Raw genomic sequence first — 24,546 nt, forward strand, 5'->3', positions numbered from 1 at the left:
ATCCGGATCATTGATATTTTCACCGTTGTCGTAGGCTTTCATCAGCTTTCAGGGATCGGGCCCGCTTTTTCGGCCGGATCGCTAATGATCAGGTCATAGATGGCCTTGGTTTTGGTGGCTGTTTCGTCGACCTTGGCCTGCAATTGTTCGAAATCGTCGCATTTCCCGGCTGTGGCCAGCATTTTGCGCAGATCGGTACTGGCCGTTTGCGGATCAAACGGACCCTCGGTGGTGAGCCGCAACATGGCTTGTATCGCCAGCCAGAACGATCCGGCATTGGCAAGAAACTTTGCCTGTTCCCCATCCAGAATTCCCGCCGCATCAAGGTTTTTAAACACATCGCGGGTGGTTGGTGACAATATTTCAGGATGATCATGGGCATGGCGCAATTGCAGATACTGCGCAATGAATTCAAGATCAACCAGACCACCGCGCCGCATTTTGATTGCCCATGGGTGATTGTCGCCCTTGCCAGCATCCATGCGGTTTCGCATGTCGAAAACTTCGCGCACCAACCGATCAGGATCCCGCTTTTTGCACAGTACCGCATTGGTCGTCGCAACGACCTTTTTACACAGGTTTTCCGGACCATAGACCGGACGCAGGCGGGTCAGCGCCATATGTTCCCATGTCCATGCGTCGTTGTTTTGATAGGTATCGAAACTTTTGAAATGGGTCGCAAGCGGGCCTTTTGATCCACTGGGACGCAGGCGTAAGTCGGTTTCAAACAAGATACCCTCGGCGGTCGGGGCCGACAGGGCATTGATGTATCGCTGACTGAGACGGATGTAATAATGCCCCGGTGACAACGGCTTATCGCCATCTGACTCTTCGGCGTCTTCGGGCACATCATAGATAAAGACCATATCAAGGTCTGAGCCCGGCGACAGTTCCTGACCGCCATGCTTGCCAAGTGCAAAGACCGCCAAGCCGCCATCTTCGAATTGTCCATGTTTGGTGGCAAAATCATCGGCAATGCGTGGGAAAAGGGACCGAATGGCAACATCGGCAACATCGGCAAGGGCGCGTCCCGCAGCGTGCGGGGTATGGCGGTTCTGGATGGTTTGCACGTCAATCTGGAATTTCTGGTCATTGGCCCAGCGCCGGGCGCAATCAAGCCAGTCTTCAACCATGTCTTCACGCGACAGGCGCGCGTCAAGTTCCATGATCATATCCTGCGCATCGGGCAGTTCTTCGTGAAAACCTGACATCAGGACATAGTCAAGGACCGCTGCGTTCCGGCCAATGTATTTGGCCATGCGCGGGGCGGTCCCGGCAATCTGGGCCAGCAGTTCAAGAAGTTCCGGGTGGGCGGTAAACAGTGAGAAAACCTGAACACCTGCCGGAAGTCCTTTGAGGAAATCATCAAAGGCGCGAAATGCCATGCCCGGATTGGTGGTTTTGGCCAAGGCACCAAGCAAGGTTGGCATCAGTTCAGTCAGGATTTCGCGCGCACGACGCGACCGGGTGGCGCGATACCGGCCATGGTGCCAGCCGCGCACCGTAACCGATACATTTTCGGCATTCTCAAACCCCATTTGGCGCAAATTTGCCAATGTTTCGGGGTCGTCTTCGGTGCCGGTGAAGACAAGGTTGCCGGTCGCACCGGCCAAGGGAACGTCGTCTTCGAACAGTTCCGCATAATTGTTTTCAACGTTGCGCAAATGCAGCAACAAGTCAGCAATAAACGCGGCCCGGTCGTCATAGCCAAGGAAGGTTGCCAATGCATGCAGGCCTTCATCACTTTCCGGCAGGGTCTGGGTTTGTTGATCATCGATCATTTGCAACCGATGTTCGACGGTGCGCAGGAACGCATAGGCGCTGAGCATTTCATCGCGGACATTTTCTGATACTTGTCCGAATTTGGTCAACTCGCGCAATGTTTCGCAGGTTGCCTTGCAGCGTAGGGAAACCTCCCGTCCTCCCCAAATCAGTTGCTGGGTCTGGGCGAAAAATTCGATCTCGCGAATGCCGCCGCGGCCAAGCTTGATGTTGTGGCCAGGTATGTTGATCTTGCTGCCGCCTTTGTGGGCGTTGATCTGGCGTTTGATCGAATGAATGTCCTGGATTGCCAGAAAATCAAGGTGCTTGCGCCAGACAAAGGGGCGCAATATTTCAAGAAACGCATTTCCAGCATTGTGATCGCCGCCAACAATGCGGGCCTTGATCATGGCCGCACGTTCCCAGTTCTGCCCCACTGTTTCGTAATAGGTTTCAGCCGCCAGCATTGATAAAATCGGTGGGGTTGATGATGGGTCTGGGCGTAATCGTAAATCAGTACGAAACACATATCCGTCGCCGGTACGTTCTTCCATGATGCGGGCAATATCGCGGACCATACGCACCAGATCCTGATGGATACGATCCGGATCGACATAGGTCACAACATCCTGATCATACAGGAAGATCAGGTCGATATCGGATGAATAATTCAACTCACCCGCACCAAGCTTGCCCATGCCAATGGCAAAAATGCCGCTGTCTTTCAGTGGGTTTTCCGGATTTGGCAGATCATATTTGCGAAGACGTGCCAAGGCGGACAAACAATGGGCCATGGTAAAGCCAAGGGTAAGCTCGGCCGTGTCGCTGATAGCAGAGGTGATTTTATCAAGCGACCATGCGTTTGTGATATCGGCAATGGCGATCACCAACGCGGCATGGCGTTTCGCGGTTCGAACGGTGGCCATGGTGGTTGGTTGATCAAGCGGGGCGGCATTGGCGCTTTCACGGACCGGATCAAGAGCCGTTTTAAAAGCATCATCAAGGCCATTGGCAAAGACATCACAGACCGTCCCCGGATCGCGCAAACACAGGTTCGTCAGATACGGGCTGTTGCCAAAAAGAGCTGCCAAAACAGACGATGTTTGCGCGTTTGTCGCAATCTCGACAATTTGATCAGAAATACTTTCAAAGGCAGGACGTTCTGCCAATGCCCGCCAGCGTTCAAATGCGGTGGCAGTACGTTCAGGATCAAATGGTTTGGGAAGATCATGTGATATCCAGGAAAGAGACACTTTATTGCTTTCCTTGTATTGCGAAAGGGGGACGAACCGGGCTATGCACAGATTTACGGCTGATAGCATAAGACCTATGATGGTATCGTGATCCCGAGGGTCGGGGAAACATGTTTCTATTAAGGATGCCGACCCTAATCTTTTCTGTGGATCGGTAAAAAGGGATAAGATCAATAACAGTTTGTTTCTTTTACCGGTTTTAGCATGGTGTTGCGTGCGATAAACTGTATTGGACTGTTTGTGGCTATTGGTAAATCTGTGTATGACACCGAAAATTCAAGGTAAATAGGGTGCGCCTGTTAAAAACCTTTTCTGGATGGTTGGGGCTGATTTTTGGGGCCCTCGTCCTTTTTGTCGGTGTGTTTGGCGCGGTCACCGTCTGGCGCGTCGCACAGGGACCTGTCTCGCTGCATCGTATTACGCCTTACATCGTGGATCGTCTTAATCAGTCGATGGGCGAAAACCGCCTGTCTGTTGAGGATCTTGTTTTGTATTGGCGCGGTTGGGACGAAAAGTTTGATGTGCGCCTGCGCGATGTTTCGGTGCACGGACCAGATAACAGCGAACTTCTGCAAGTCCCCGAGGCAGACGTTGTATTTTCAACCAAGGCACTTTTTGAAGGTGTTCTTGCCCTGCGCGAATTAAATCTGATCGGGCCGCGGATACGACTTGAACGGGGACGCGATGGCGCGATCAATATCGGATACGCCGCCGAAGAGGACGTGGTGGATGATGCAAACCGATCACCGGACGTTTTAAATCAGCCAGAGCGCGCGCCATCCCTTGTGATTGATCTGCCGCCAGTTCCGGGGGACGATCAGGGGACTGATGCGTTGCCCAAGGATGGTGCAAATGGCACTGATCCGGGATCGGATGTGCATTCAGGCAGTCAGGCGCTGCGCGATATTGTTGATATTCTGTCTGGCGCACGGACAGATTTCCCCGCAGCGGACTACTTTGAAAGTTTCGGCGTTGTAAACGCTGATCTGCAGGTGCGTGACGAAAAGCTTGGTGTTATCTGGGCCGCGCCACAGGCAGATATTCTTTTGTCACGTGGGAAGTTTGGCGTTTCGGCCGAAGCATCCATGCAGGTTTCAGCTGGTTCTGTTGCAACCCGTATCGATGTCACCGGCGACTACAGCACCCGAACCGGCGAGATTGACCTTGCCGCCAAGCTTGGCGAGATCGAGCTTGCGGAACTTGCGACGATTTCAAATGTATTTGATGGCCTGCGCGATGCTTTTGTACCGGTTTCCGGGGGGCTTAAGGCAAAGTATGACGCGAATGGCGAGTTGATTTCGGCCAGTGCGGATTTGTCTGTCGGAAGTGGCGTTGTTTCCTTGCCCGACGAAATACGCGCAACCTATCGCGTGACGGGCGGGCGTATTGCCACAAGCTATGTACCCGGCCGGATCAGCTTCGATGATGTTACCCTGAATGTCGGTGCTTCGGTGGCAAGCCTTAAGGGGGTTGTCCTTGATCCGTTTTCCGACTGGAAAATCAATCTGGATGTGTCGGCAAAAGACGTTGCGACCAATGATTTGAACCGGTTATGGCCGGAAAACGTTGGGTATGATGCGCGCGAATGGGTGATTGAGAACCTGTCTGAGGGCATTGTTCATCAGGCAACCATGCATACCGAGCTGCATCAGGATGAGGCCGGTGAAGTCATTCTCGATGCTCTGGGCGGACAGATGACGATGTCGGGGGTCACAGTGCATTATCTTGGCGAGATGCCCGTGGTTCTTGACGCTGCTGGGCGGGCTGAGTTTGATGCAACCAGCTTTAAGATCTATGCCGATCAAGGCAATGCGGATGGCCTGATTGTTGAAAATGCATCCATCGAATTTACCAAGCTTGATGAACCTGTCCCATCGGCAGATATCGAAGTCGTCGCCCACGGCAGTGTGCAAAAAGCTCTTGAGCTGATTGATGCCGAACCGCTTGGTTTTGCAAAGCGTCTGGGGATTGACCCCAAGCAGATCACGGGCGATCAGGCAACCCGCGTAAGGCTTTATTTCCCACTGTTGCGTGCGGTCACATTCGATGATGTCGAGGTGGCCGCTGCCACCCGGATTGAAAATGCCAAGGTGACGAAAGCATTTCGCGATCTTGATATCGAAGACGGCGCATTTGAATTGCAGGTCAATACCAAGGGGCTTGATCTTAGCGGTGATGCCGCCATCGGGCAGGGGCGAACCAACATCAAGTGGATTGAAAGTTTTGCCGATAAAGCCGCAGTGCGCAGCCATTACACCCTGTCGGGGGACCTTGATTTGTCGGCTTTGGCAAAAGTCGATCTTGATGTTTCCCCCTATTTGACAGGCGTTGCAGATGGAACTGTCGACATCAAGGTGGGGGAAAACACCGTTGGTGTGACCGGTGATGTTGGCCTTAAACAGGTGGCGGTTAACATTGACGCGGTTGAGTACCAAAAGGCGGCGAATGTTCCTGCAACGGCGACATTTGATCTTGTCGTTCTTGGTGATAACAGCGGCAGTCTGAATGCGTTTGGCGTTTCTGCACCAATGCTTAACGCCAATGGCAAAGCGAAATGGAGTGGCGACAGCAAGATTTCCGATGTTTGGGCGCTTAACCTTGATAGCTCGAACTTCCGAGAAAACCTTGGTCTTTCGGGATCGGTTCGGTTGTCTCAGGATCAGAAATTGTTTGCTGATCTGAGCGGACAGCAATTTGATTTGCGGTCCTTTGTTGAGAACCACACCAACGATGCGGCGACCACAACGTCAGAAAATCCGATTGGGCAGGATGCAATGGTCACCCTTGCGGGGGATCGTTTCCTGGTCAAGGGGGGTGAACCCACATTGACGGGGGGCAAAATCATCCTCAACAAGATGGGTGAAAATCAGGAAATCGAAATCAATGCCCAACAGGCGATTTTAACCCCCTGGATTGTCAGTGATGACAGCGATCAGAATGATCTACCTGCGGGCAATAACCCCAACAGTGGTGGGATCGGAGAGAGGGCATCACGGGTTGGTGGCAAAACAGATGTTTTCGTGAATGTTGATCAGATGGTCATGGCCAATGGCGAACTGATCAATGAGGTTGAAGGCGCGATCCATATGATCGGCGACGAATGGGACAGCCTCGTTCTGAACGGGACCTTTGGGGATCGTGCCAACATTTTCGCTCAGGTTGAACGCACGGATTTCAAAACCCGTACAGTCAGGCTAACATCGGAAAATGCCGGGCGATTTTTGCGCGCTCTGGACATGTACGACAATCTTCTGGGCGGACGCATGGTGGTCGAAGGAACGGTCGATGAGGGCGATGAGGCCCAACCGTTCACCGGCAAAATCAACATTGATGAATTCCGGGTGGTGAATGCACCGATTGCCGCACGGGTGCTCGGCGCGGCCTCGCTCACAGGCTTAGGTGATGTTTTGGCGGGCAATGGCATTGCCTTTGACGAACTGAACGGTGACTTCACCTATGTCAACGATGTGCTGACCCTTGGCAAGGTGGCGGCAAACGGGACAGCTGTCGGTGTGACGGCCAATGGATCGATTGATTTTGCGAAATCTGAAATCCGCTTGGCGGGATCAATTGTGCCGATCTATGCGTTGAACTCTGCCCTTGGTGTTATTCCGATCCTTGGCGACCTCCTGGTTGGGGAAGAGGGCGGTGGCATCTTTGCCCCGACATACACCATTGAAGGTGATCTGAATGAGCCGGATGTCGATGTGAACCCGCTATCGACCTTTGTGCCGGGGGTGTTTCGCAACCTCATCACCGGGGCGGAACCGGGGTAACGTCCTCAGGTCAATATCGTCGGACCAATGGTATCGTATTTAAACAAAAACCCCGCAGCACAGGCTGCGGGGTTTTTGTATTTTGATGAGATTCTTTGGTCAGACCGGTTTGATCAGGACGTGGCGTTTTTTGCCCGCAGAAACCTTGATCACACCGTCTTTGTTGATGGCATCGGCATTAATCGTGGCATTTTCATCGCTGACTTTTTCGTTATTGATTTTGGCCCCGCCACCCTTGATCAGGCGGCGTGCTTCACCGCCGGTTTTGGCAAGGTCCGTCCGGCGGAGCAGATCAAATGCCGGAATCCCGGCATCAAGTTCAGCCTTGGCAACTTCGACGGTTGGCAGGTCGTCGGCAAAAACGCCTTCTTCGAAGGTCTTGCGCGCGGTTTCAGCAGCGGCAAGGGCGGCTTCTTCGCCGCGGCACAGTTTAACCGCTTCAAGGGCTAAAATCTTTTTGGCTTCGTTAATCTGCGATCCTTCGAGCTTTTCGTATTCCGCAATCTGTTCGAGCGACATTTCGGTAAACAGACGCATGAATTTAACCACGTCGGCGTCTTCGGTATTGCGCCAGAACTGATAGTAGTCATAGGACGACAGGCGTTCTTCATTAAGCCATACAGCACCAGAAGCCGTCTTGCCCATCTTGGTCCCTGACGCAGTGGTCATCAGCGGCGTGGTCAGGCCAAACAGTGATTTTTCATCAACGCGACGGCCAAGCTCGACACCATTGACGATGTTGCCCCACTGATCCGATCCGCCCATCTGCAGCGTGCAGGCATAATTACGGTTCAGTTCAACAAAGTCATAGGCCTGCAGGATCATGTAGTTGAATTCAAGGAAGCTCAGCGACTGTTCACGTTCCAGACGAATTTTAACCGAGTCAAAGCTCAGCATCCGGTTGACCGAAAAATGCCGCCCAAAATCACGCAGGAATTCGATGTAGTTCAGTTTATCAAGCCAATCGGCATTGTTGACCATGATTGCATCGGTCGGGCCATCGCCAAATGTCAGGAACTGCTGAAAGACCTTTTTGATGCCAGCCATGTTGGCGGCAATGATTTCATCAGTCAAAACCGGGCGGGCGTCGTCACGGCCGGTTGGGTCACCAACACGCGTGGTGCCGCCGCCCATCAGGACAATCGGCTTGTGGCCGGTTTTTTGTAACCAGCGCAGCATCATGATCGATACAAGCGATCCGACATGCAGGCTGTCTGCGGTGCAATCATAGCCCACATAGCACACCACCGTATTTTCCGTCGCATAGGTATCAAGACCTTCGAGGTCCGTACATTGGTGGATATAACCGCGGTCATTCATGACGCGGAGAAAATCAGACTTAAGTTCAGTCATGTTTTTTTGCGCTATGTTGGTTGTTATGGATAAAAACGGCGTCCGAAATGGACGGACGCGATGATCTAGCACATTCATCGCAAGATGGGCAATGTCGTAACCAGAAAGACCGACATCGCCCGCTGTCGGAACCAATTGGCCTCCGGGTTAACCAACACTGCCAAGATGCCCGGTCTTGACATAGATAAGGCATCCTTCATCGGTGAAAGGTGAATGGGTGCTCAGGTGCGGGTTACGTAACCAGCTTCCAGCGGGATAGATGCCATGCTCGTCGGCAAAGGTGCCTTCGATGACAAATATTTCTTCACCTCCCCAATGCCGGTGCGCGTTAAATCGGGTCCCCGGTTTCCAGCACACAAGCGCAACGTTTTCAGTTCCGTGTTGATGCAGGGGTAGAACGGTAAGACCTGCGACGAGGCCGGATACAAAACGCGCAGCCCCGGTGTCAAGCGTCACTTGCTGCGTGTCTTCGGCGGCAAATTGATGAAGTTTGACCAGCATGGTGCAACCCTGCTTGCTAAAGGGTTTGTGACGTGTGCCGATGGGGTTGCGGATATAGGTGCCCGGGCCGTAATCGCCGGTTTCATCCGAGAAAGTACCATCAAGAACCAGAAACTCCTCACCGCCATCATGGGTGTGGGCGTCAAAGGATGCATTGGCGGCAAATCTGACAATTGTTGTCGCCCGTGCAATTTCGTCGCCAATCCGGTCGAGCATCATACGCTCGACACTGCTCGCGGGGGATTGTTGCCAATGATAATCTTCCGGTCGAATGACGACCCGTTTGGTGAAATCTGCATTTAGCCGCATCGCAAAGCTCCTGTTTAATTCTGCATCTTGGTATGAACTGACCGGACAAGGGACTTTTGTCCGATCAGCTTGTTCAAGTCGGTACTGGAAAGCCGGATCGTTGTTTACTGGCGGCCCGCCATGACCCCACCATCGACCGAAAGAACTGTGCCGGTGATCCAGGATGCCTTTTCCGATGCAAGGAAAAGGATAGCTTCGGCGATGTCCGCAGGCTGGCCATTCCGGCCAAGCGGATGGAAGCTGTTAAAGCCGGGCAAGACTTCCTTGACCTGCTCGTCACTCATAAAGGTGTTATAAACCGGCGTTTCAACGACCGCCGGTGCAACGGCATTAATGCGGATGTTATGTTCTGATAGTTCGATGGCAAGGTTCTTGACCAGTTGATGAACACCGGCATTGGCAGCAGAATAGGCCGCCGACGGTGTCGCGCCGATGGCCTGCAATGCCCACATCGAACCGGTCTGGACAATCGTGCCGCCACCCCGGCGCTTCATGACTTTGGCCGCAGACTGAGCCGCAAAGAACTTGCCTTTCAGAATGATATCAAGGAACCGGTCATATTCGGCCTCGCTCAGTTCCAGAAACGGTTTGGGTTCAAATATTCCGGCATTATTGATCAGGATGTCTAAACCACCAAAAGCAGTTTCAGCGGACTCCACAAGTGCTTCAGCCGTGGCGGGCAAAGCGATATCGGCTGCAATCAGGTGAATGCGACTTCTGTCCTGTGAAATAGAGTCGGCCGCATCTTCAAGTTTAACTGCGTTGCGACCATTCATTACGATATTCGCCCCCGCCTGATGCATGCGTTTTGCAACTTCCAATCCGATCCCGGAGCCGGCACCTGTGATGATTGCTGTTTTGTTTTCGAATGACATAATTACTACCTACTAGTTGGATGGTAAAATGGGTAAATTAAGAACAGAACTTGGAGGTTCTTCGAAGGATTACATGTTGTTTGGTTCTAGTTGGTCAAGCGTGACAGCAGCAATGCAACGGCATTATCGAAAGTCGTTACGTCCTGACTTGCGTGGGCCATTAATTGGGCCCCTTCAATCAGGGCAAGGCAGCTTGCTGCTTCGAGTTTGCTTTCCGACAAATTTTTGATCGAGCCGTCTGTCTGAGCTGTTTCAAAAAGTGTTTCCAGCCATTTCAGACTTGCGTCATGAAAGTGCGAGATTTCCCTTAATGTTGCGTCATCAAGACTGTTTCTGTCGGAACTGAGCGCGACACACAGGCAAATGGTTTTTCCGCCTTGCAAGGCATCCCGATAAATATCGATATACCCGCGCAACTGACCATCTGCGAGGTGTTTGCTTTTGGCGAGCTCTGAAAGGGTATCTTCAAAAACGAGCCGATAGCGTTCCATCATCGCCTGTCCAAGTATTGCCTTGGTCGGGAAATGATGATGGATGCTTGCCTTTCGAATGCCAACAGCGGTTGCAAGGTCGGCATAGCTAAACCCGTCAAAACCACGTTGACGCGCAATCGTTTCGGCAGAATCAAGAAGGGCTGTTTTTGTATCCATAACAAACCTACTAGCAGGTAGGTAGTGACGCGTCAATCAAATTCGTCAATGCATTCCATTCGAGCTTGTCGTGATCTGTGGTTCGACGATAAGCTTCGATCAGGAATTTTGCGGAGCGCATAGATGGGAACAGGCTGGATCAAGGCAATCGGAATGATGAGCGGCACGTCACTGGACGGGGTCGACGCGGCACTGATTGAAACCAACGGGATCGATGTCCGTCGTACCGGGCAATCTGTTTTTATTGCCTATACCGCTGATTTGCGCGAACGCATGCGGGGATGCTTTGGCAATCGGTTTGCCACCAACAGCGAACAGGTGATCGCGGACGATTTGACCGATGCGCATGTTGATGCCGTTAGCATGTTGCTGGACAAAGCCGGGATTGCGGCCTCTGAAATCGGTGTAATCGGGTTTCACGGGCAGACGGTTTTTCATGAACCGGCCTCCGGGATCACCCGTCAGATCGGGACACCTTACATGCTGGCGGAAAAAACCGGCATTCCGGTTGTGGCCGATTTCCGCCTTGCCGATGTTGCCGCCGGGGGCGAGGGTGCGCCACTTGCCCCAGTCTACCATGCGGCCCTGATGAAAAGTGCCGGCGTTGAAATGCCCGTCGCGGTTCTAAATATCGGCGGTGTGTCCAATGTGACATGGATCGGCCCAGATGACGCACTACTGGCGTTTGACTGCGGGCCGGGCAATGCGCGCCTTGATGACTGGATGCTGCGCCATACCGGCACACCGGTTGATATGAACGGTGCAACGGCATCGTCCGGGCAGGCCGATCCGATGGTTGAAGTGAAATTTCTTGAAGATCCGTATTTTGATCGCGTGCCACCAAAATCCCTTGATCGTGAAGACATGGCCGCAACCATTGATGGGCTGGTAGCCGAGGCAAAGCTAAGCATGGCGGATGGGGCGGCGACCCTTGCCAATTGTACGGTGGCGGCCATCGTTGCCGGAGTGAACCATCTGCCCGCAGCCCCCAAAGGCTGGTTTGTCTGTGGCGGTGGGCGGCATAATCAATATATTATGGCACAGCTTAATGAACGGCTGGGAGTTCCTGTGCGATCAGTTGACGAACTTGATTGGGACGGTGATGCGGTTGAGGCCGAATGTTTTGGCTATTTGGCCGTGCGCCATCTGCGCGGTTTACCGCTCAGCTTTCCGGGTACGACCGGGGTGGCGGAGCCCTGTTGCGGTGGAAAGCTATACCAAACGAAAAAGGCCGCCTGATCAGGCGGCCTTTGGTCTATTGTCGTTGCCTACTCGCGGCGGGTCGCTTTACGCGCCACGCTTCTCAAGATAAGCTGCCGTGTGCTTGATTACGTCGTCTTGCTGTTTGGCAAAATAGTGATCGGCACCGTCAATCGTGCGCAAATCCACTTCAATACCCTTCTGGGCATTAAGCTTGTCAGCCAGTTTATTGACCGACGCCAGCGGAATGTTGCTGTCCTGCGTGCCATGGATCATCAGACCCGATGACGGGCAGGGTGCCAGGAAGGTGAAGTCATATTCGCTGGCTGGCGGCGCGACGCAAACGAACCCGTCAATTTCCGGGCGGCGCATCAAAAGCTGCATGCCGATCCAGGACCCAAACGAATACCCTGCGACCCAAGTGGCGCGCGCATTGGCGTTATAGGTTTGCATCCAGTCAAGAGCCGATGCCGCATCAGACAGCTCACCGATCCCTTGATCATAGACGCCCTGCGAGCGACCAACGCCGCGGAAGTTGAAGCGCATGACCGAATAACCGCGATCCTTGAACATGTTGAACATGTTAAAGCACAATTTATTGTTCATTGTGCCGCCCTGCTGGGGGTGCGGATGGAGAATGAGTGCGATGGGCGAATCGTCAGCGCTGTTATGGTGGTAGCGACCGTCAAGGCGACCTTCGGGGCCGTTAAAAATGACCTCAGGCATGGATCAGACTGCTCCTGTCCACGAATGGAATAATGTGTGCAACAAAAATATCCGAGTGTTTTTGTAAGTTTTTTCGTGTTTGCGCATAAATTGCTTTGGGCAAATACTTGACCAAGTTACTCGGTTATCCTATATTCCGGCTAACGCAATGGCGCCATGTAAACCCGATCTTACGTCTTGCGTAAGGCCGGGTGTTGGCGTGGCTGCCGGGAATCGAAGATACTAATTACACAGTGGACCGCCCCATGTTCAAGCTAATTCGTCAGGAAATTGACGCGATGATTGCCCGCGATCCAGCGGCACGCTCCCGTTTGGAGATCGCGCTCTGTTATCCGGCGTTTCACGCAATCATGGGATATCGCGGCACACACTGGCTGTGGCAGCGTGGTTTTCGTATCACAGCCCGCTTCATTTCGCAGATTTTCCGTTGGCTGACCGGGATCGAAATTCACCCGGGCGCAAAAATTGGCAAACGGTTCTTTATCGACCACGGCATGGGCGTTGTGATTGGTGAAACGGCCGAGATTGGCGATGACGTAACATTGTATCAGGGGGTCACCCTTGGTGGAACGTCGCCGAGCGTTAATAGCGACGGCCAACGTGGCCTTAAACGCCATCCTACGCTTGAAGATGGCGTGATTGTTGGCTCGGGCGCGCAAATTCTCGGCCCGTTTATCGTGCGCAAGAATGCACGTGTTGGCGGTAATGCGGTGGTGCTGTCGGAAGTGCCCGAAGGCGCGACTGTGGTCGGGATCCCCGCCAAGATCGTACGCCACGAAGCCGATGATCGTTTCTGTGCCTATGGCACGCCGATTGGTGATCTGCCTGATCCCGTGGCGCGTGCGCTTGAAGAACTGGGTCGCGAAGTCAAAGAACTGCGCGGTCAGGTCGCCGAGCTTAAAACAGATAACAAGTCATCTGGTGGCAGTGATGTGATTGCCGACAAGCCACGCATCGTCGCGTCATCGGAATGAGTTAGGCGCAGGTTCGCGCCACGAATACGAACAGAGCCCGCTGTCAGGTTTGCACACATAACAGCATGACCGGGGCAGCAAGGCAGGAGGATGAACCGTGAAGCTGAGTACCAAAGGCCGCTATGCCGTGATGGCGATGGTCGATCTCGCTGAAAGCAGCAAGGACCGACCGGTAGCACTTGCGGATATCGCGGACCGTCAGGAAATTTCACTGTCTTATCTTGAACAGCTTTTTGGCAAATTGCGCAAAGGCGGCTTGGTCCGTTCCGTGCGTGGTCCGGGGGGCGGATACCTTCTGGCGCGCACTGCTCAGGAAACCCGCGTTGCCGATGTGATCTTGGCTGTTGATGAGCCGATCCGCGCAACCCGCTGTAAGTCCGGTTCGCCAAAAGGATGCAAGGCCAATCAGGGACGCTGCCAAACCCATGAATTGTGGGAAGAACTTGGCAATCAGATTTACCTTTATCTGGCGTCCGTTAGTCTGGCCGATGTGGTTGGACGCAATGTCAGTGGTTCCTTGCGGGTTTTCCCGTCGAAAACCACGCAAATAGAAGAGCCGTCACAGGTTGCGGCACAGTGATTAGTCCTCTATATCGTGCGTATAGGGACGGCAAATGCGAATAAGGATGATTTTAAACTGATGACCGATCAGGTTTACCTTGATTACAACGCAAGCGCGCCGCTGTGCTCCGAAGCACAACAGGCAATGATCGCTGCGATGGATATCACGGGGAACCCGTCCTCAGTTCACGCCAGCGGCCGCGCAGCTCGCAAGATTGTCGATCATGCGCGCCGTACCATTGCCGATTTGCTTGGGGGTGATCCCGAACGGGTGATCTTTACAAGCGGCGGGACCGAGGCAAACAATCTGGCCCTGAGTGGGCTGGAAGATGTCACGGTTTTCACCAGTGCGGTTGAACACCCCTCGGTGATTGAAGCCCGGTCCGATGCCAAGCGCATCCCGGTTAATGGCGATGGGGTGATTGATCTAACGGCCCTTGAGGCAATGCTGAAAGACGCATCGCAAAAGGGTGAAAAGGTTTTGGTTTCGGTCATGCTGGCCAACAATGAAACCGGTGTCATTCAGCCCGTCGCAAAGGTTGCTTTGCTGGCGCGCGAATACGGGGCAAAGGTCCATTGTGACGCAGTGCAGGCGTTGGGCCGTATACCGTTAGACATGGGACGTCTGCTGGTTGATATGGTGTCGATTTCGGCCCACAAGATCGGCGGCCCCAAAGGGATCGGTGCCCTTGCGATTGCGCCCGGTGTGATGCTGGTGCCGCAAATTCGCGGTGGCGGTCAGGAAAAGTACCGCCGTGGCGGCACGGAAAACGTTTTGGGCATTGCAGGCTTTGCTGCCGCAGCCCAGCGGGCCGAGGCCGGAATGGCGAAAATGACGGAGATCGCAGCAAAGCGCGACCGTCTTGAAACGGAATTGGCATCAGAAGCCCCTGAGCTTGTGATTGCCGGAAAAGGAACGGAGCGGCTGGTGAATACAAGTTGCCTGATCCTGTCAGGAATGCCCGGGGAAACTCAGGTGATGGCACTGGATTTAGGTGGTGTTGCAATCAGTTCGGGATCTGCCTGTTCGTCAGGCAAGGTACGTGAAAGCCACGTACTTAAGGAAATGGGACTTTCCAATACCGGGTCGGCCATTCGGGTCAGTCTGGGATTGGAAACGACCGACGAAGATATCGATACGTTTGTCCGAGTTTGGAGCCGGATGAGGGGTAATGCAGCGCGCAAGAAGGCGCGTCACGCTGCCTGACAAGAGAGTGAGTGAGGAAGTCTTAATTATGAACGAGCTTAAAGCAAAGCCGATCTATCTGGATTACCAGGCAACGACGCCGACCGATCCGCGGGTGGTGGATGCGATGCTGCCATACTTCACCGAGAAGTTCGGTAACCCGCATTCGCGCAACCACAGCTTTGGCTGGGAAGCCGAAGACGCGGTTGAAGTCGCGCGCGGACAGGTTGCCAAGGTCATTGGTGCATCGGCCAAGGAAGTTATCTTTACTTCGGGTGCGACAGAATCGAACAATCTCGCACTTAAAGGTGTGATGAAGTTCTATGGTAAGAAAAAGCCGCATCTGATCACGGTCGTGACCGAGCATAAATGCGTGCTCGACAGTGCCCGTCACCTTGAGCAGGAAGGGTACAAAGTTACCTATCTTGGCGTTAAGGATAACGGCCTGATCGACCTTGAAGAACTTAAAGCGGCCATCACCGATGAAACCGCACTCGTGTCCGTCATGGGTGTGAACAACGAAATCGGTGTGATTCAGCCCCTTAAGGAAATCGGTGCTATCTGCCGTGAACGCAAAGTGTTCTTCCACACCGATTGCGCACAGGCTGTTGGCAAGATTGATCTTGATGTCGAAGACATGAACATCGATCTGATGTCGATTTCCGCCCACAAACTTTATGGCCCGAAAGGCGTTGGTGCATTGTTCGTGCGCCGTCGCCCACGTGTTCGCGTTATTGCACAGATCACCGGTGGTGGTCAGGAACGTGGCATGCGTTCGGGCACGTTGCCGACACCGTTGCTTGTTGGTTTTGGTAAGGCGTGTGATATTCTGTCGAACGAAATGGCAGAAGAAAACGCCCGCATCACCGAGCTTCGCGATTACACGCTTAAGAAGTTCCGTGATCGTCTGGCTGACATTTACCTCAACGGTGACGAAGAAGCCCGCGTTTCGGGTAACCTCAATGTTTCATTTGCGTACGTCGAAGGCGAAAGCCTGCAGATGGACATCAAAAACATTGCGGTTTCTTCGGGCTCGGCATGTACGTCGGCATCGCTTGAGCCGTCTTATGTGCTGCGTGCGCTGGGTGTTGACGAAGAACTCGCCCATACGTCGCTACGTATCGGGATTGGCCGTTACACGACCAAGGAAGAGCTTGATGAAGCGATCGAGTCAATCAGTGTTGCGGTTGAGCGTCTTCGCGAAATGAGCCCGCTTTGGGAAATGGCCCAGGAAGGCATCGACATTAAGTCGATCGAATGGGCTGAGCACTAAGAACGACGGACGACGACTTATCGACGTTTTTTATCTCGTGAGAGAGACACAGAACTTTTAGGAGGATTCCTATCATGGCTTATAGTGAAAAGCTGATCGACCATTACGAAAACCCGCGTAACGTTGGTTCGATGGACAAAAATGAAACGTTCGTCGGTACCGGTCTTGTTGGTGCTCCGGCCTGTGGTGACGTTATGAAGCTGCAGATCAAAGTAACCCCGGAAGGCATCATCGAGGACGCGAAGTTCAAGACCTTCGGTTGCGGTTCGGCCATTGCGTCGAGCTCGCTGATCACCGAATGGGTCAAGGGCAAATCGCTTGATGAAGCTGGTTCGATCAAAAACTCGCAGATCGCAGCAGAACTGGCCTTGCCGCCGGTTAAAATTCATTGCTCGATCCTGGCCGAAGATGCGATCAAAGCCGCTATCAGCGACTACAAAACCAAAAACGGTCAGGGCGAAGTCGAAGCTGCTGAATAAGCAGCTTTGCCTTTCCCCCGTTTTCGGGAATTTGGGAGAAGACCATGGCATTACCGTCACCGATTTCTGTCACGTCAGAAGCGCTTGTTCATATCAAGGCGTTGCTTGATAGCCGCGGCAAACCGTCCGAAGGCATCCGGCTTGGTGTGCGCAGCAAAGGGTGTTCGGGCTTGTCCTACACGCTGGAATATGCCGACGAAGCCAGTGGCTTTGAAGAAGTTGTCCAGCTTGAGGATGGCGTGAAAATCCTGATTGACCCAAAAGCCATGATGTTCGTTCTTGGAACAGAAATGGATTATGAGGTCACCAAGATGGAAGAAGGGTTCGTCTTCCGCAATCCCAACGAAAAAGGTCGTTGTGGTTGTGGTGAGTCCTTCCACATCTAGGATCACCTACGGATTGTCAGGTCTTTACCTGCTTTGAAGATGGTTATGGCCCCAGTGAGTTCGCAGGAATTCACCGGGGCCGTCGCCTGAATGGAGCTGTTTGCACCTGCATATGTCCTGTTCGACGTAAGATGTAATTTGAATTTGTTTTAAATCCTCGGAAGTGCATAGCGTGAGCAACACCGGTACCGAAGATACGGGTACGATGAAACACCCCGCACACAAGGTTTGCTGGTCCTGTAAGGGGCCTGTTGAGGCCAGTGCGCTGTTTTGCGATACATGCAACGCCATTCAGGCCCCCGGTCAGCTTGATCATTTCAAGCGGTTTGGTCTTGAACGATCCTTTGTTGTCGATATTGACGGGGTTGAGGCGACGTACCTTAAGCAGCAACAAAAACTGCACCCGGATCGTTTCGCATCAAAATCGCCCCGTGAACAGGCCCTGTCATCGCAGCAGGCCGCCAGCCTTAACGAAGCCTTCGAAACGCTGAAAAATCCGGTCGCACGGGCGCATTATATGCTGCGTCTGGCCGGGGTTGAGCCAGAAGGCGGCGGCGGGCATACGGTCAATGATCCTGAACTTCTGATGGAAGCGATGGAAATGCGCGAAGCCCTTGATGATGCCGACAACCGTATGACGGTTGATGCCATGATCAAGGATACCCGCAAACAGGCGCGTGCATGCGAAAATGATCTTGCCGATGCGTTTGCCAAGGATGCCTTTGATACGGCAAAAAAACTGACCACCCGTCTTAGATACCTGATGAAAATGACCGAGGAAGCGCGCGCGAAGAAATCGCGTCTCGCGGCAGCCTGATCATTTCAAGATAACGGATAGAATTCATGGCCTTGCTACAGATCCACGAACCGGGCGAAACGCCACTTCCCCACGAAGACGAACGCCAGATTGCGGTCGGTATCGATCTTGGGACCACCAATTCGGTTGTTGCAATATCACGCGATGAAACCCCCGAAGTCCTGCGCGATAAATCGGGTGGCAATGCGATCGTGCCGTCTGTTGTCTATTACGGTGAAGATACCCCCGTGGTCGGCGAAGCCGCCCGTGATCATATCAACACCGATGCAAGTCGGGTTGTCTCGTCGGTCAAACGCCTGATGGGGCGCGGCATTGAAGACGTCAAATCGCTTGCGGGCACTTTGCCCTATGACGTTGAAGTTCCCGAAAAGTCCGATGATGATAGCGCAGGTCCGATGATGGTGCGCCTTAATGTCGGTAACCGCGTTTTGACCCCGGTCGAAGTATCGGCCGATATTTTGCGTGCCCTTCGTACGCGCGCCGAAGAAAGCCTTGATCAGCCGGTCGAAAAGGCGGTGATTACCGTGCCTGCCTATTTTGATGATGGTGCACGCACCGCGACCAAGGATGCAGCGACCCTTGCCGGGATTGAAGTCCTGCGTCTGGTTAATGAGCCAACTGCTGCTGCCCTTGCTTATGGCCTTGATAACGGGGCAGAGGGGCTTTATGCCGTTTACGATCTTGGCGGCGGGACGTTTGATATTTCTCTGCTTAAAATGCAAAAAGGCGTTTTTCAGGTCAAGGCAACCGGCGGTGACGCCGCCCTTGGTGGTGATGATTTTGATCACGCCATTGCCGAACATCTTTTGGCTTTGCGCAAAGACGGCGGGGCGACCGATGCCCTTGATGCGTCGGATGCCAAACGTCTGCTTAAAACCGCGCGTAAGGTCAAAGAGGGCCTTACCGATAGCGATGCAGTCGACGTTGCGGTGGATCTTAATGGTTCTGAGACCTCCCATTCCGTGACCCGTTCCGATTTTGAGGCGATGATTGCAAAGCTGGTCTCGCGGACAACCGCGATCACGGAACAAGTTCTTGATGATGCGGATGTGTTGCCCGAAGACGTCAAGGGCGTGGTTCTTGTCGGTGGCTCAACCCGTGTGCCTGCGGTGCGTAAGGCCGTGGCCGATTTGTTCGAGCAGGAACCGCTTTCCAACATCGACCCGGACGAAGTTGTCGCCCTTGGTGCCGCCCTTCAGGCCGAAGCATTGACCGGTGGGTCTGATAACCTTCTGTTGGATGTCACACCGCTGTCGCTTGGGTTGGAAACCATGGGCGGGATTGTTGAAAAGGTCATTGACCGCAACACCCCGATCCCGGTCGCCAAGGGACAGGAATTCACCACTTATCAGGATGGTCAGTCGGCCATGATGATCCATGTGGTGCAGGGCGAACGCGAAATGGTTGATCAGTGCCGATCCCTTGCCCGGTTTGCCCTGACCGGTATTCCGTCGATGGCTGCCGGTGCCGCGCGCATTCGCGTTCAGTTCAATGTTGACGCCGATGGTCTTTTGACCGTATCGGCCCGCGAAGAAACCACCGGTGTCGAGCAGGAAGTCGCGGTCAAGCCGACCTATGGCATCAATGAGGTGGATATGGCCAACATGCTGCGCGACAGCATGGTCCATGCCCGCGAAGATATGCTGATGCGCCTTCTGACCGAAGCCCGCGTTGAGGCAAAACGCAACATCCTTGCCGTTCAGGCCGCGATGGACGCAGACCGCGCGTTGTTAACGCCTGAGGATGACAAAAACATCAATAACGCCATTGCCAACCTTGAAGCGGCGATGGGCGGCGATGATCGTGATGTGATTAATGACGCGGCCGAGGCGCTTGAAAATGCATCGCGCCCGTTTGCCGAAAGCCGGATGGATAGCCGCATCCGTCAGGCCCTGACCGGGCAGAATGTGGATGCTGTTAACTAAACACGACCCGAATAATTGACAAACCGGCCACTTGCGGCGATTGTCCCGTGCAACCGCCAAAGGTCAGGTCGGACACAGCACCCAAATCTTTGATTGGGTGTTAAACAGAGATCGAACAAAAAGTATTACCGAGGAGAAAGGCACAGATGCCTAAGATCGTTTTTGTTGAGCCGGATGGCACCGAAAAAGAATTCGACGTCGCCGACGGTTTGTCCGTTCTGGAAGCCGCCCATAAAAACGGCATCGACCTTGAAGGTGCGTGCGAAGGTTCGCTTGCGTGCTCGACCTGTCACGTCGTTCTGGACGAAGACTGGTTTGATAAACTTGACGAGCCGTCAGAAGATGAAGAAGACATGCTTGACCTTGCTTTCGGCTTGACCGAAACCTCGCGTCTTGGCTGTCAGATCATCATGAGTGACGAACTTGATGGCCTGCGCGTTAAGCTGCCGTCAGCGACCCGCAATATGATGGTCGACAAGTAAGTTTGACCTTCTTTTTGACCGGATGCACATCGTGGCATTCGGCCACCAAAGGAGACTGATATGCGCTGGACAGATATTCAGGACATCGCGATCGAGCTTGAGGATGCCCATCCTGAGAAGGATAACCTCAACCTGCGCTATACCGACCTGCACAAATGGGTCTGTGCGCTTGAAGGGTTCGACGACGATCCCGAAAAATCGAACGAGAAAATTCTCGAAGCCATTCAGATGGCCTGGATCGACGAACGCGAAGATTAAAGTCGCGCTTGGGTGATGTGTCATTCCCGCACAGGCGGAAATCCATCGCTGCATCGTTCCATATCGTTAAGGCCAGCCCGGAAATCTTCCGCAGGCTGGCCTTTTCATATCCGCATATATGCATAACCGATCAGAGCAGGGCGACCATGAACCAAACCTTCACCGACATCATCCCGGCCGACAGCCTGTTTGGCAAATTGCGCGCCCAGGCCCCCGACGCATGGCAGAGCTATGTCTGCCATGATTTCATCAAGCAGCTTGGCAATGGCACGCTGCCCGAAGCATCGTTTAAGCATTATCTTATTCAGGATTACCTGTTCCTGATCCAGTTTGCGCGTGCTTATGCACTGGCGGTTTATAAGGCCGAAGACCTAAGCGCGATGCGTCAGTTTTCCGGCACTGTGCATGCGATCCTTGATATGGAAATGAGCCTGCATCTTGAATTTTGCAAAGGATGGGGTCTTTCCGAGGCTGACATCATCGCAGAGCCCGAAGCGCGGGCGTGTGTCACCTACACGCGCTATGTGCTCGACCGGGGCGTTCAGGGCGATGTGGTGGACCTTCAGGTCGCTCTGATGCCCTGTATGGTGGGCTATGCCGAAATCGCAAACCGCTTGATGGCAAGTTCTGATACAGTGCTTGACGGCAATCCATATCGGGCATGGATTGAAATGTATGCGTCCGATGAATTTCAGGATGTGGCAAAGGCCGAAATTGATCTGCTGGAACATACCGCTGCCAAGCGCGGCGGGCATGCCCGGATCGAAAGCCTGAGTGAAACATTCGCCATGGCAAGCCGCCTTGAAGCCGATTTCTGGCAAATGGGACTTGATCTGGCAAAATAGGGTGAAATCCCCTATATGAGTGCGAACCGAATTTTACGGGTGGTTTGAAGGCCACCCGTTGCCTTTTGTATTAACCTCTTGTCGCTGCGGCCTTGACCCGCGGATGGGTGAGAAAAAATGAACTCTCTTGGCTTTGATAAAGCCCCGGAAGATACCCGCGTGGTTGTTGCCATGTCGGGCGGGGTCGATAGTTCCGCCGTTGCGGCCCTTCTGAAATCAGAAGGCTACGACGTGGTCGGCATTACGCTTCAGCTTTATGATATGGGGGCAAATGCCCCAACCCGTGCGAAATCCTGCTGTGCCGGGCGTGACATCTATGATGCGCGCAAGGTGGCCGAGGATATCGACATTCCCTATTACGTGCTTGATTACGAATCACGCTTCCGCGAAGAAGTGATCGATGATTTTGCCGACAGCTATATGCGCGGCGAAACCCCGATCCCCTGCGTGAAATGCAATCAGACCGTCAAATTCCGCGATCTGCTGGAAACCTCGCACGACTTGGGCGCGGACTGCATGGCGACCGGCCATTATGTGCAGCGTAAACTGGGTGCCAACGGGCAGGCGCAACTGCACCGTGCAGCCGATGCCAACCGCGATCAAAGCTATTTCTTGTTTACCACCAAACAGGAACAGCTCGATTTCCTGCGCTTCCCGCTCGGCCATTTGATGAGCAAGGCCGAAACCCGTGCTTTGGCAGCTAAATTCGGCCTTGAAGTTGCCGACAAGCCCGACAGTCAGGATATCTGCTTTGTCCCGGATGGCAAATATGCCCGTCTGGTCGAACGTCTGCGGCCCGAAGCCGGTGAACCGGGCCAGATCGTTGACGTTGATGGCAATGTCATGGGCGATCACCGAGGCCTGATCCATTACACCGTCGGGCAGCGCCGTGGTCTTAATATCGGTGGCACCGCAGAACCGCTTTATGTGGTTAAACTGGTGCCCGAAAAACGCCAGGTCGTGGTGGGGCCAAAGGCCGCTTTGGCCAAGAAACTGGTCTATGTCAAAGACCTCAATTGGCTTGATGGCGATCAGATTGATGAAAACGGCGTTGAAGTCGAAGTCAAACTGCGCTCGGCCATGCAGCCGACGACAGCCACCGTTTACCCCGAAGCCGCCGGTGAAGCCCGGATCGAGCTTCATGATGCCCAGTTCGGCATCGCGCCGGGGCAGGCGGGTGTATTCTATCAGGGCGAGCGCGTCCTTGGTGGCGGCTGGATCACCCGCGAAGAACTGATGGCCGGGGCGGCAACCGCGGCCTGATCCCCAATGGATCAGCGACGGATCAACGATTACTGTGGGCGAGGGCAGATGTTCCTCGCCCGCCGGTTTTGTGGATATCTTTTTTGATCAAAACGTCAAAAAGGCGCTTGACGGGGAGCCATCCCTGACTTAAAAACCGCCTCGTTCCAAACGTTGCGGAACACCACAGAATATCCTGTGGCCGAGTAGCTCAGCTGGTTAGAGCAGCGGAATCATAATCCGCGTGTCGGGGGTTCAAGTCCCTCCTCGGCTACCAATTAAAAAACCCGTCAAGCAAAGCTTGGCGGGTTTTTTAATTGGCTCCCTCGGAGAGGGCTTTAACCCTCTGGTTCGCGAGAAAGCGACGAAGGCAGCTTTCGAGAGACATCGCCCATCGGGCGATAGTCCGCCGCGCTTCGCCCAAGGACAAATCTACCCATATGTCCGATTGAGCCGGGTTCAATTGTTCAAAACTGATTTTTGTGGCAGGTGTTCAGTTGGAGAGTCGCATTCGATACCGAAGTCAAGATCGTTAGAGATGGCTGCAATGCCTGCGTTGATACCCGACTGCCAAATGCCGCGACCATTGGTTGAAGGCATGTATTCACTCAATTCTTTTCTAACACACTCGGTTACCGTGGGAGTAATGTCTTGTTTTGACGTGAGGTAAGCGTGTTGAGTTGCGATTTGGCTAGAGAAAAGAACAACGCTTAAAAATACAGTTGTATGGATAAGGTCGATGCCTAGCGCGCACAACTTTAAACCCCAAGACCACTCTGCTTCCTCGTTAGTTCCCGTTTTTTGAATGGCGTGCCCGAAAAATGGGATAATGATTACGTAGATACTAAAAAGAATTAATCCGACAAACAAGGTGAGGTAAGTAATCGGGACAGTTATGATTGCGAAATAGCCGGTTTGAGACAGCGAAGTTGCGATCGAGAAAGTGAAGAAGAAACCGACAATAGCAACGCTGATCCAGCGGAGAAAATTCCATACATCATTGTGAGAACGCGGCGCTTTTAATTCCATATCAGTATGTTCTCTGAATTTCTGAAAAGGGGAAAGTCCCCTTTTTACTTTTTAGCCTCAACGATCAAAGCGCCTTCCGCCCAGCTTCCTCAAGGAAACTTGAAACTGCTCGTTTGCCGTATTTCGCCTCGATCAGGTCGATAAGGTTGGCATCTAGTGTCAGGTTGATCCGTCGCTTCTTCCCCGGAATGGTTGCGGTGATCGCGACAATCCCGATTGCGCCATCATCAAGGCCGACTGCTGCTGACGGGGCGGGGATTTCTTCGCCGTCCGCGTGCATGCCTTCAATATGGAAATTAAGGGCTTCTGTACCCAATTCCACCAATTCCGTCATGGTATCTGCTGCGGACACACAGCCCGGAAAATCCGGAAAGGAAATCCCGAAGCGGCCATCATCATCGGTATGTACCAACCCCCAATAGGTCTGTTTCATTCTGTTGTAATCCTGTTTCCCATTGTCCGTAAAGAACCGGAAAGCCATTTACAGCAGCTTTATACCCGATTGCCTTTCAATGCTTTTGACCGTGCCTTTGGTGAGATCCCGTTTGGGATGGGAGAAAAAAGGGAACTGTCCCCTTTTTCCAAGAAAAACACTGGTTCGCGAGAAAGCGAGGCACGCAGCTTTCGAGAGACGTTGCGCGAAAGGCGCAACGGTCCGCAGGGCTTTGCCCAAGGATAAAAAGCA

General features: G+C 53.4%; 22 protein-coding genes and 1 tRNA gene. 15 read left to right on the plus strand and 8 right to left on the minus strand.

Translation table 11 applies throughout. The features are described 5' to 3' along the window. Positions 1–41: 41 nt before the first annotated feature. Entirely contained in the window at positions 42–3,014 is a 2,973-nt protein-coding gene (locus tag K355_RS24330; protein WP_022733503.1) for a bifunctional [glutamine synthetase] adenylyltransferase/[glutamine synthetase]-adenylyl-L-tyrosine phosphorylase, read from the minus strand. A gap of 290 nt (positions 3,015–3,304) precedes the next feature. Between K355_RS24330 and K355_RS0117735 the strand changes: the two genes are divergently transcribed. Then, positions 3,305–6,790: a YhdP family protein gene (locus K355_RS0117735; RefSeq protein ID WP_022733504.1), complete on the plus strand. Its 3,486-nt coding sequence runs from the start codon at positions 3,305–3,307 to the stop codon at positions 6,788–6,790. Between the two features lie 99 nt (positions 6,791–6,889). On the opposite strand, the gene tyrS is transcribed toward K355_RS0117735, so the two are convergent. The 4 genes from tyrS to K355_RS0117755 all read right to left on the minus strand — a co-directional run bounded on the left by tyrS (position 6,890) and on the right by K355_RS0117755 (position 10,478). Further along, positions 6,890–8,143, minus strand: a complete 1,254-nt coding sequence (tyrS, locus tag K355_RS0117740) for a tyrosine--tRNA ligase (protein ID WP_028791721.1) — start codon at positions 8,141–8,143, stop codon at positions 6,890–6,892. 147 nt (positions 8,144–8,290) lie between these two features. Further along, positions 8,291–8,953: a cupin domain-containing protein gene (locus K355_RS0117745; RefSeq protein WP_022733506.1), complete on the minus strand. Its 663-nt coding sequence runs from the start codon at positions 8,951–8,953 to the stop codon at positions 8,291–8,293. 104 nt (positions 8,954–9,057) lie between these two features. Continuing rightward, positions 9,058–9,828 carry an SDR family NAD(P)-dependent oxidoreductase gene (locus tag K355_RS0117750; RefSeq protein WP_022733507.1) on the minus strand — a complete coding sequence of 257 codons (771 nt, stop codon included), beginning with the start codon at positions 9,826–9,828 and terminating at the stop codon, positions 9,058–9,060. A gap of 86 nt (positions 9,829–9,914) precedes the next feature. Next, a complete protein-coding gene (locus tag K355_RS0117755) occupies positions 9,915–10,478 on the minus strand; it encodes a TetR/AcrR family transcriptional regulator (RefSeq protein ID WP_022733508.1) in 564 nt (187 codons plus the stop codon). 123 nt (positions 10,479–10,601) lie between these two features. On the opposite strand from K355_RS0117755, the gene K355_RS0117760 reads away from it, so the two are divergent. Further along, a complete protein-coding gene (locus K355_RS0117760) occupies positions 10,602–11,717 on the plus strand; it encodes an anhydro-N-acetylmuramic acid kinase (protein ID WP_022733509.1) in 1,116 nt (371 codons plus the stop codon). Positions 11,718–11,765: 48 nt separating this feature from the next. On the opposite strand, the gene K355_RS0117765 is transcribed toward K355_RS0117760, so the two are convergent. After that, positions 11,766–12,404: an alpha/beta hydrolase gene (locus K355_RS0117765; protein ID WP_022733510.1), complete on the minus strand. Its 639-nt coding sequence runs from the start codon at positions 12,402–12,404 to the stop codon at positions 11,766–11,768. A 245-nt stretch (positions 12,405–12,649) separates the two neighbouring features. Between K355_RS0117765 and cysE the strand changes: the two genes are divergently transcribed. From cysE to K355_RS0117830, 13 genes are all read left to right on the plus strand, one after another. Beyond that, positions 12,650–13,378, plus strand: coding sequence for a serine O-acetyltransferase (gene cysE, locus K355_RS24335; protein WP_022733511.1), 729 nt, complete (start codon positions 12,650–12,652; stop codon positions 13,376–13,378). A 97-nt stretch (positions 13,379–13,475) separates the two neighbouring features. Then, positions 13,476–13,958 (plus strand): Rrf2 family transcriptional regulator, encoded by a 483-nt coding sequence (locus K355_RS0117775; protein WP_022733512.1) that lies wholly within the window; start codon positions 13,476–13,478, stop codon positions 13,956–13,958. Positions 13,959–14,018: 60 nt separating this feature from the next. Continuing rightward, on the plus strand, positions 14,019–15,146 hold the full coding sequence (locus K355_RS24340; protein WP_022733513.1) for a cysteine desulfurase family protein: 1,128 nt from the start codon (positions 14,019–14,021) through the stop codon (positions 15,144–15,146). A gap of 28 nt (positions 15,147–15,174) precedes the next feature. After that, positions 15,175–16,398: an IscS subfamily cysteine desulfurase gene (locus K355_RS0117785; protein ID WP_022733514.1), complete on the plus strand. Its 1,224-nt coding sequence runs from the start codon at positions 15,175–15,177 to the stop codon at positions 16,396–16,398. A 74-nt stretch (positions 16,399–16,472) separates the two neighbouring features. Beyond that, positions 16,473–16,877 (plus strand): Fe-S cluster assembly scaffold IscU, encoded by a 405-nt coding sequence (gene iscU / locus K355_RS0117790; RefSeq protein ID WP_022733515.1) that lies wholly within the window; start codon positions 16,473–16,475, stop codon positions 16,875–16,877. A gap of 44 nt (positions 16,878–16,921) precedes the next feature. Beyond that, the gene (locus K355_RS0117795) at positions 16,922–17,263 is read left to right on the plus strand and encodes a HesB/IscA family protein (protein WP_022733516.1); all 342 of its coding nucleotides are present in this window, start codon (positions 16,922–16,924) and stop codon (positions 17,261–17,263) included. A gap of 172 nt (positions 17,264–17,435) precedes the next feature. After that, positions 17,436–18,080 carry a Fe-S protein assembly co-chaperone HscB gene (gene hscB / locus K355_RS0117800; protein WP_022733517.1) on the plus strand — a complete coding sequence of 215 codons (645 nt, stop codon included), beginning with the start codon at positions 17,436–17,438 and terminating at the stop codon, positions 18,078–18,080. Positions 18,081–18,106: 26 nt separating this feature from the next. Beyond that, positions 18,107–20,005, plus strand: a complete 1,899-nt coding sequence (gene hscA, locus K355_RS0117805) for a Fe-S protein assembly chaperone HscA (RefSeq protein WP_022733518.1) — start codon at positions 18,107–18,109, stop codon at positions 20,003–20,005. Positions 20,006–20,151: 146 nt separating this feature from the next. After that, a complete protein-coding gene (locus K355_RS0117810) occupies positions 20,152–20,487 on the plus strand; it encodes a ferredoxin family 2Fe-2S iron-sulfur cluster binding protein (RefSeq protein WP_022733519.1) in 336 nt (111 codons plus the stop codon). 60 nt (positions 20,488–20,547) lie between these two features. Continuing rightward, positions 20,548–20,745: a Fe-S cluster assembly protein IscX gene (gene iscX / locus K355_RS0117815; protein WP_022733520.1), complete on the plus strand. Its 198-nt coding sequence runs from the start codon at positions 20,548–20,550 to the stop codon at positions 20,743–20,745. 146 nt (positions 20,746–20,891) lie between these two features. Continuing rightward, a complete protein-coding gene (tenA, locus tag K355_RS0117820; protein ID WP_022733521.1) occupies positions 20,892–21,590 on the plus strand; it encodes a thiaminase II in 699 nt (232 codons plus the stop codon). A gap of 117 nt (positions 21,591–21,707) precedes the next feature. Further along, on the plus strand, positions 21,708–22,853 hold the full coding sequence (mnmA, locus tag K355_RS0117825; RefSeq protein ID WP_022733522.1) for a tRNA 2-thiouridine(34) synthase MnmA: 1,146 nt from the start codon (positions 21,708–21,710) through the stop codon (positions 22,851–22,853). A gap of 179 nt (positions 22,854–23,032) precedes the next feature. Beyond that, positions 23,033–23,109: transfer RNA gene (locus K355_RS0117830), tRNA-Met, on the plus strand. 182 nt (positions 23,110–23,291) lie between these two features. Here K355_RS0117830 and K355_RS0117835 read toward each other — a convergent pair. After that, a complete protein-coding gene (locus K355_RS0117835) occupies positions 23,292–23,861 on the minus strand; it encodes a hypothetical protein (RefSeq protein WP_022733523.1) in 570 nt (189 codons plus the stop codon). 64 nt (positions 23,862–23,925) lie between these two features. Beyond that, complete coding sequence (locus K355_RS0117840; RefSeq protein ID WP_033369060.1) at positions 23,926–24,294, minus strand: type II toxin-antitoxin system HicB family antitoxin; 369 nt, start codon at positions 24,292–24,294, stop codon at positions 23,926–23,928. Between the last annotated feature and the right edge of the window lie 252 nt (positions 24,295–24,546).

The sequence above is a fragment of the Thalassospira lucentensis MCCC 1A00383 = DSM 14000 genome (genome assembly GCF_000421265.1).
GTDB classification, from domain to species: domain Bacteria; phylum Pseudomonadota; class Alphaproteobacteria; order Rhodospirillales; family Thalassospiraceae; genus Thalassospira; species Thalassospira lucentensis.